We start from the raw sequence: 1,343 nt of genomic DNA on the forward strand, positions 1-1,343 counted from the left end.
AGGCGCTAAAATTTGCAAAAAACCATAAAACGAGTTTGATTTTCGGCGATACGGGAAGCGGTAAAAGCGAGATTTATTTTTCCCTTATCCGCGAATATCTACTCGCGGGCAAGCAGGTTTTGCTTTTGATGCCTGAAATCTCGCTAACGCCTCAGATGACGAAACGACTAAAAAGCTATTTTGGCGAAAAATTCGGAGTCTGGCACTCCAAAATAACTCCAAAAAAGCGCGGCGTAATCCTGCAAAAATTTCAGAGCCGCGAGATAAATTTGATCGCAGGCGCGCGTTCGGCGCTGTTTTTGCCCTTTAGCGAGCTTGGGCTAATCATCGTCGACGAGGAGCACGACGACAGCTACAAATCCGCGCAAAATCCGCACTATAACGCCCGCGACCTCGCGCTATTTTTAGCGAGCAAATTTGATGTCAAAGTTGTGCTTGGCTCCGCGACTCCTAGCGTCGTGAGCTTCAAAAAGCAGCCGCATTTTAGGCTGAGAGGAACGTTTTTTAAAAGCGAGAAAAAATTTATCTACGATGAGAGCGAGACGGGGCTTAGTGACGCGATACTGGGCGAGCTTATGGCGAGTTTTACGGGCGGTAAGCAGGCGGTCGTATTTCTGCCGACGCGCGCAAACTTCCGCTATCTGTCGTGCCGTGAGTGCGGCAGCACGATAAAGTGCCCATTTTGCAGCGTAGGAATGAGCTTTTACAAAAAGCGAAATCTGCTAAAGTGCCAGTACTGCGGTTTTACGACGGCTGCGACATGCTCGTGCGAGAAGTGCGGTAGCGAGATGATCGAGGCGAAAAAAATCGGCACCGACGAGCTGACGGAGGCCCTGCGCTCGGCGTTTCCAGCGGCTAGGATCGAGAAATTCGACCGCGACGAGATCACGACGCAAAACAAGCTCGAAAAGACGCTAAAAGCCTTTAATGCGGGCGAGATAGACGCGCTCGTCGGCACGCAGATGTTGAGCAAGGGGCACGACTACCACAACGTGGATCTTGCAGTCATCATGGGCGCTGATGAGCTATTAAGTTTCCCTGATTTTCGCGCTCGCGAGCGGACACTGGCGCTGGCGATGCAGGTAGCGGGCAGGGCAGGGCGTTCGGGCGAGGGGCGCGTGGTCGTGCAGAGCAGGCAGCGAGAGTTTTTTGAAAATTTTATCACGGACTACGATGCGTTTTTGGCTGAGGAGATTCTTGCTAGAGAGCCGATATATCCGCCGTTTGCTAGGCTTTTGCGGGCTGTCGTTTCTGAAAAAAGCGAGCAAGCGGCAAAACAAAGGCTTGAAATTTGCGTTGCCGAGCTTGAAAATTTACGCGCCGCTGAAACCTCGCTGGAGATA

At 51.7% G+C, this 1,343-nt stretch carries 1 protein-coding gene; it reads left to right on the top strand.

All coding sequences use genetic code 11. The annotated features are described in order from the left end of the window. Window positions 1-1,343 (top strand): primosomal protein N' (priA, locus tag Q0338_RS07345; protein WP_298086185.1); only part of this gene is annotated, 1,343 nt, incomplete at both ends.

The organism is uncultured Campylobacter sp. (genome assembly GCF_938018145.1).
GTDB lineage: Bacteria > Campylobacterota > Campylobacteria > Campylobacterales > Campylobacteraceae > Campylobacter_A.